We start from the raw sequence: 5,318 nt of genomic DNA, 5'->3' as shown, positions 1-5,318 counted from the left end.
ATAGCGGCCTTCAATCGGAGAAGAATTTTTGCGTCGGTCGGAATTGAGAATCACACGGATGATTAAACGATTCGATCAGAGGATATAGTTGTTTTCGATAAGGCGAGCGCCAAAAATCAGATCGGATGCTGAGCCAAAGGCGGAATAGCATGTACGAACAAGTGACGGTGACCGACGACACAAGAGACCGAACGATGGGCCGCACCTTTCAGGTAAGGGTGCGGTTGAAAATCAAGGCTGATAGGGCCGTTCGATTTCTCGGTTCGGTGGCCAAGGCGAAGGGCTTTAGCAACGTGTTGATTAGACGCATAAGCTGCACACGGTGCACAACGTGCCCCTGCGGCAAGCCGACATTTCGCCTTTCCTATTTTCCAGTCAACAGCTGACTGTCCTGAACACTTTTCCGCCGTGCACCTCAGGCGCCAACAGCGAGGGGTCATCCAACGTGACGTACGGCGAGTTGGGCTCTGCGGCAAGCGCCGAAATCGTCCAGACGTTCCTGGTGCTGCCGATCTGGCAGCCCTGGTTCCTGGTGCACAACGAAGTCAAGATGCAGCCCGGCGCCACTGTGACCGCCCTGTGGCGATCGAACGACACCCACCTCGACCTCTTCGCGACCGGCAATGACGGCGCCGTGTGGTCAACCTCGTGGGAGGCAACGACGGGCTGGGAGCCCTGGTTCCTCGTGCACAACGAAGTCAAGATGCAGCGCGGCGTGACTGTGACCGCCCTGTGGCGATCGAACGACACGCACCTCGACCTTTTCACGACCGGCAATGACGGCGCTGTGTGGTCGACCTGGCAGAACATCCCGGCTATCACCTGATCCAACAGGTGTCGGTGTAACGGCCCGATAACATCGGGGTTTGGGGGGACCCGCGCCCGCCTCATCGGGGGCGAGCGCCACGAAAGCATTTATCGCTATCGTTTCAGTTCGGGCGCCACCACCGAGGTCTGGGACCAACTCGAAAGGCCTACTTAACGATGGACTTTCCATGAGAACGGCAAACCGGGTTAAGCATGTGCGCATGCCGTGTGAGGCGAGAATTCGGGTCATTCGGACGGGGTGTGCTCGGCTGACTTGGTTCGGCTTCAGATTGAATGTAGCCTCGCGCGGTAGCCGAGGAGATGGCGACCTACCGATTCGAATGACGCTGATCGACCCGTTGCGGTCGGTCGTCCGATCATGGCCCTATCGTCGCGTTTTGAAGTACAGCGGTCATCCGACGGCTGGTCTTGCTGGCCGGCCATCGGCCAATTCGGTCAACCGCGAATCAACAGGAACCGGTAACCATCAACGACCTCTGCCAAATGGACTCGAGGAGAGTCACCACTGGCTCCGGCGGCTGGTCGTCCATTAGATTGCTGGGCACCGTCGTCCAAGCACAATAGTTCTCGCGAAGTTTCAGATCGCCGTGCGTTCGAGGGTCATTGCTTGGGCATCGAAACAGTTCCGTGATTCGAGAATGCCCTATTCGTCAAACGGCAACAACGCCAACAGCATGCGTCGCAACTCTCGAACTTCGACCGGCGTCAGCTTCGCAGTCAGAATGCGCTCCACTTCCTCGACGCGCGGGCGCAGCGTCGAAAGCTGCTCCTTGCCAGCCAACGTGAGAAACAGCACGTAGCTACGCTTATCAACGGGATCGTCGGAGCGCTCGATCAATTCATTGCGGACCATGCGTGCGACGAGATCGGCAATCGTCGATCGGTCCACGTCGAGCTCATCGCCGAGCTGGCGCTGGTTGACTCCCGGCGTCCTCCGCAGGATCTCGAGCGCCGCGTACTGGACGCTCGTGATCTCGGCGGAGACCTCGCTCTGCCATACAGCCAAGTGCCGCTGTTGAGCACGGCGGACGAGGCTGCCGGTGAATTTGGAAAGCGCGTCAGGGCTATCGATTTTGGCTGGCACTTTCTAGCGGTTCTGCAAAATGGGATCGGTTCGAAAAATGGGCCGCAAGAATGCATTCAATTCGGCAAAAGCGTCGAGCGGAAGCACATGCGCTACGTATTGGTCAGGACGGACTACGACGAGCGCCCCCCGCTCGCGGTCGATGCCACGCTCATCGAAGATATCAGTCGATGCGTCACTCGTAAATGCCTTCTCGTAGTCGATCAGGCCGTATCGGCCTTTGCGCGGCAACAACGACGCATGCAGATCTTCGAGCAGGACTTCTCGATGAGGCTCTTGCAACACGGCGCGCAGATCGAAAACGCTATCCACATCGGCATCGCTTGGTGTGGCGCGACGAAAGACGGATTCTGGAGACGTCGCGAGATGCTCGCAGAGCGCTTCGAGTGCGTTTCGGCTCGCATCCGAGAAAGCGTACAGGCGCCACCGGCCGTCAGCGCGTGCCACGTGACCGAGGTGCATGGGCCTTGCATCGGCTATGCGAACGACGGGCGACGAATGAAAGCGCGTGCCGATCGTGAAGCCGCTCGCGAGCGACTGGTGCGTCGCTTCGCCCGTCAGCGCACCCGGCCGATAACGCGTCGCCACGCCCGCCGTATATCGACCCGCGTGCACGAAATACGCCTGAAGTTCCTCAGGATCGACACCGCCCGCCTCGGGATGATTGCGGTCCTTCGGCGGGGCGGCCATCATCGCGGACCATTCCTTGTCGAAAGCGATGAGTTCTTGCGCGACAGGCTGCCGTTCATCCGAATACGTGCGCAACAGGCTTGCGTCGCTGCGTCCTTGCAGCACTGCTCCAAGCTTCCAGCCGAGATTGAAGCAGTCCTGCATCGACACGTTCATGCCTTGACCCGCTTTCGCGCTGTGCGTATGACAGGCATCGCCCGCGATGAACACGCGTGGCTCGCGCGTGGCTCCATCGGCCGCGATGGCATCGTCAAAACGCTCGGTCAAGCGTTGTCCGACTTCATACACCGAGAACCACGCGACCTCTTTTACGTCGAGCGAATAAGGATGAAGAATGCGTTGCGCGGTCTGGATGATGCGTTCGACCGTAGTTTGCTTGATGGTGTCACGATTCTCCGGCGTGACTTCGCCGAGGTCGACGTAGAAGCGCACAAGATAGCCGCCTTCTCGCGGAATGATGAGCAGATTGCCTTTGCTTGCCGACTGGATCGCCGCCTTGAGGCGGATGTCCGGGAAATCGGTAACGGCGAGCGCATCCATGACGCCCCACGCGTGGTTGGCGGCGTCCCCGGCCAGCGTCTCTCCGATGGCCGCACGCACGCGGCTTCGGGCGCCGTCGCAACCCACGGCATAACGCGCGCGCACGGTGACCTCTTCACCAAGCCGCGCTTCATCCGTTCGACGCAACGTGACGTGCACCGGATAGTCGTCGGTGTCATCGCGCTTCACGTCGACGACCTCGAGATCGTAATCCGGTTCGAGTCGTTGCGCGGACCGGCGCATCAAATCGAGCAGATACTCCTGCAGGCGCGCCTGATTCACGATGACATGTGGAAACTCGGACAGGCCTGATTCGGTATCCTGAACACGTCCGGTACGCGTTATCGTGTCACGGTCATCGGGATCCGGCCTCCAGAACACAGTCTCATTGACCCAATACGCTTCTCTCAGCAGACGATCGCTGAGTCCGAAAGCATTGAACATCTCGACCGTCCGGCAGGCAACGCCGTCCGCCTGTCCCATGAGCAGCGGCCCCGAGCGGCGTTCGACGATGCGCGTCGTAATCGACGGAAACTGCGATAACTGTGCCGCGAGCACCAGTCCTGCCGGCCCGCTTCCGACGATGAGCACATCGACCGCATCGGGCATGTCGACCCGAGGCGCGCCATCGGCGGCCGGTTCGATCATCGGATCGTCGGTGCGAAAACCGTTGAGATGAAATTGCATGATGTCTTCCTCCGTTTGGTCTTGACTACCTTGATAGCGAATATACTCCGTACACCAACTATATCCAAGAAATTATGGCAACTCTGCCGTTTACCCTGAGATCACGAAGCGCTTTGCGAGTCCCCGTCGACCGGGATCATTTGACCGGAAATGGAGCGCCCTGCATCAGATGCAAGAAACACCACGAGCGCCGCGATGTCGGCTGGATCAACGAAGCGCTTGATGGACTGGTTGGCAAGCGCTACCGCTTTTTCCTGCTCGACCGATCGGTCGCTGGCTGTGGCGCGTCCGCTCAGCACCTGTTGAATGCGTGGACCTTCGACGGCGCCCGGCAAGATCGCATTGACCCGGATGCCGAACTCACCGAGTTCGCGCGACAATGTCTTCGTGAAGCCAATGAGGCCCCATTTCGTGGTCGCGTAAGGACTTCGATTCGGATAACCGAAGCGCCCGGCAAGCGACGACATGACGAGAATGAGGCCGGAGTTCGATTTTTTGAGTAGCGGAATCGCCTGCTGCGTCACGGTAAACGTTCCAGTAAGGTTCACGCGAAGCACGGCTTCCCACGCGTCGGAATCCAGTTCCGCGACACTTGCGGTCCGCCCGGCTATACCCGCATTGTTGACGAGCACGTCGAGACCACCGAGTGCGATTGACAATCGATCGCCTTAGCCGCCATGCGGGCGCACGAAACCCTTTCCCAAACCGTGAAGGTCTAAGCGCGCGCTTCGCGTAAGTGCTGCGCGTTCTCGTAGTAGCGGCCCTCGCGCCCGTGGGTTGTGTCGTGATAAGGCCTATCTTGATAAGCAGTCCATATATAATAAGCATTGCTAACATAACCGTCGAATAAAACTGCTCGGCGGCAGACGGATGAGTTCCATTCCCGGTATTCATCTGCCTCTTCCTGATCATATGCATTAGGTCAATGCCGGACAGGACAATGCTTATCGATTCAGCTTCACTTCGCCGGGCTCACGCCAGCCCTTGACCCGCTAAACCACCCACTGAGAATTCAAAAGAGGCAACATTCTGAAACGGGAAAATATGACGAAGAATGCCGCGGACGATGCGCGTTGCGATGACCGTCCCGCATCCAATCAACAGCAAATCGGGGTATCCTCAGGATTCGAACGGAAATGTACGCCATCTGCCCGCAAAGCCTTACGGGAAAGGATGCGCTTTCCCGCGAAAGGGCACCCAGGGCGTCATCACGCACGAACGACAAGTCTTTGATTTCATTGATCGTGCGCCGCAGCCATCGAACGAACAAGTCCGAATCGTGAGCCCCCCGGAAACGTACGTTCGATCACGCGCATTAGGCGCAGCGAAAGCCCACAACTCAGCGATCGGGCCGATCGTTTCGTGGACCGGCATGAACTTGAATTTCTGGCCTGCACGAGCGGTGATCGTGGCGTGTTTTCGACACCTTCAGCCGCCTCACAGGGGCGATTGTGTTCGATGAATTTCACCAAATACCCCACTATTAAGA

4 protein-coding genes and 1 pseudogene are annotated in these 5,318 nt (G+C 58.6%); 1 reads left to right on the top strand and 4 read right to left on the bottom strand.

The window, feature by feature from the left end; all coding sequences use genetic code 11:
- The first annotated feature begins 445 nt into the window (after positions 1-445).
- On the top strand, positions 446-826 hold the full coding sequence (locus tag WCA53_RS14310) for a hypothetical protein (RefSeq protein ID WP_423911322.1): 381 nt from the start codon (positions 446-448) through the stop codon (positions 824-826).
- Positions 827-1,471: 645 nt separating this feature from the next.
- Here the strand turns inward: WCA53_RS14310 and WCA53_RS14305 are convergent.
- The 4 genes and pseudogenes from WCA53_RS14305 to WCA53_RS14290 all read right to left on the bottom strand — a co-directional run.
- On the bottom strand, positions 1,472-1,912 hold the full coding sequence (locus WCA53_RS14305; protein WP_423911320.1) for a MarR family winged helix-turn-helix transcriptional regulator: 441 nt from the start codon (positions 1,910-1,912) through the stop codon (positions 1,472-1,474).
- Between the two features lie 3 nt (positions 1,913-1,915).
- Positions 1,916-3,829 (bottom strand): FAD-binding monooxygenase, encoded by a 1,914-nt coding sequence (locus WCA53_RS14300; RefSeq protein WP_423911318.1) that lies wholly within the window; start codon positions 3,827-3,829, stop codon positions 1,916-1,918.
- Positions 3,830-3,930: 101 nt separating this feature from the next.
- A complete protein-coding gene (locus WCA53_RS14295; RefSeq protein WP_423911316.1) occupies positions 3,931-4,488 on the bottom strand; it encodes an SDR family oxidoreductase in 558 nt (185 codons plus the stop codon).
- 178 nt (positions 4,489-4,666) lie between these two features.
- Positions 4,667-4,771: pseudogene (locus WCA53_RS14290) on the bottom strand (IS6 family transposase); the annotation flags it as partial.
- Between the last annotated feature and the right edge of the window lie 547 nt (positions 4,772-5,318).

It is taken from the genome of Caballeronia sp., from assembly GCF_049581465.1.
Taxonomy (GTDB): Bacteria; Pseudomonadota; Gammaproteobacteria; order Burkholderiales; family Burkholderiaceae; genus Caballeronia.
Note: the sequence above shows the minus strand (reverse complement) of the source record. Positions and strands in the feature narration are given on the sequence as shown.